The sequence below is a fragment of the Microbacterium sp. Bi128 genome, assembly GCF_918698205.1.
Genome location: NZ_CAKKMM010001412.1, coordinates 1 through 1,300 on the forward strand (window position 1 = coordinate 1; position 1,300 = coordinate 1,300).

At 65.1% G+C, this 1,300-nt stretch carries 2 protein-coding genes; both read right to left on the bottom strand.

Annotated elements, in window-relative coordinates; genetic code table 11:
- Window positions 1-214, bottom strand: a 214-nt coding sequence (locus LQV45_RS33230) for a DUF3040 domain-containing protein (RefSeq protein ID WP_230011980.1), incomplete at its 3' end; no start/stop codon positions are given.
- Window positions 215-508: 294 nt separating this feature from the next.
- A partial coding sequence (locus LQV45_RS33235) for a DNA polymerase IV (RefSeq protein ID WP_230011982.1) occupies window positions 509-1,300 on the bottom strand: 792 nt, incomplete at its 5' end.

Below are 1,300 nucleotides of genomic sequence, written 5' to 3' on the forward strand. Positions count from 1 at the left end.
AGCCGAGGACCCCGACAAAGATGTTCTGCATCGACACCCCGACCAACAACAGCAGCACGCCCGCGAGAGTCGCGAGCACGCCGATGACAAGGTGGCGGGTGGACCATGAGCGTCCGGGGACCGATCCCATTGAGCTTGCAAACTTTGGGTCGTCCTCATGCAGCTGCTTCTCAAGTTGCTCCAGCAACTTCTGTTCGTGTTCCGAGAGCGGCATCACGACCTCCTCAAGTCTGCCAACGTCCGGGCATGACGTGGCCATTGCCCTAATTCCCTAACGCCCGGGATTCCGAAGTGGTTCCCCCGTCACCGCCATTGGTGAAAAGGGGGTCAAATCAGCTCTCCCGCGCCGGTCTTAGCTGGCCAGGTCGCCCTAACGGTCGATCCAGTAGTCCTAAACCTAGGTATTAATAAGGATAGATTGTTGCGGCCTGTTCTGAAAGACAGTCTTAAGGCCCTTTCGCCGCCGGAACCCTTGGGAACGGGCGGCCCGACGGGGTTCCGGCCGGGTTCACTCAAGGGCGCCCCCGGAATCCAGGAGCCGGGCCGGAAGGACGGACTTGTTGCCGAACTTCCGGGTGACAGCATCGAGGGCTTGTTCGGCGGCCCGCCAGTTGTCGTCCCGGCGGTCAAGACTGAGCTGAAGCGGGGCATCGGCGGCCTCTTCCAGCTGCTCGGCGCGGATGCCGACCAGCCGGACCGTCATGGGCCGCTGACCCACCGATTCCAGGAGCTGCACTGCCACCGCGTACAGGAGTTGGGCGCTGTCGATCGGTGTGCTCACGGTGCGGCTGCGGGTAATAGTGGAAAAGTCGGCGTAGCGCAGCTTGAGCGCCACGGTGCGGGCGTGCATGCCGGCACTGCGGAGGCGCTCCGCCGTCCGGTGCGAAAGGCGCAGCAGCTCCCTGTGAAGCAGCGCGTCATCCGCGGTGTCAGTGGCGAACGTTTCCTCGGCACCAATGCTCTTTTCCAGGCGGACCGGCGTCACGGGCCGCGGATCGATGCCCCAGGAGAGCCGGTAGACATGCTCCCCCGATGCGCCCAGCAGCTTGCGCAGCGAGGGCAGCGGCGACGCGGCGACGTCCGCCACCGTCCTGATGCCCCGGCGGGCCAGCACCTCCACGGTCTTGCCGCCGACTCCCCAGAGCGCACTGACGGGAAGGCTGTGCAGGTAGGGGACGGTTTCCTCCGGCCGGATCAGCAGCAGCCCGTCCGGTTTGCAGCGGGTGGACGCGATCTTGGCCACAAACTTGCTGGCGGCGATGCCCACTGATGCCGTAATGCCCAGCTCCCGGAACACGCG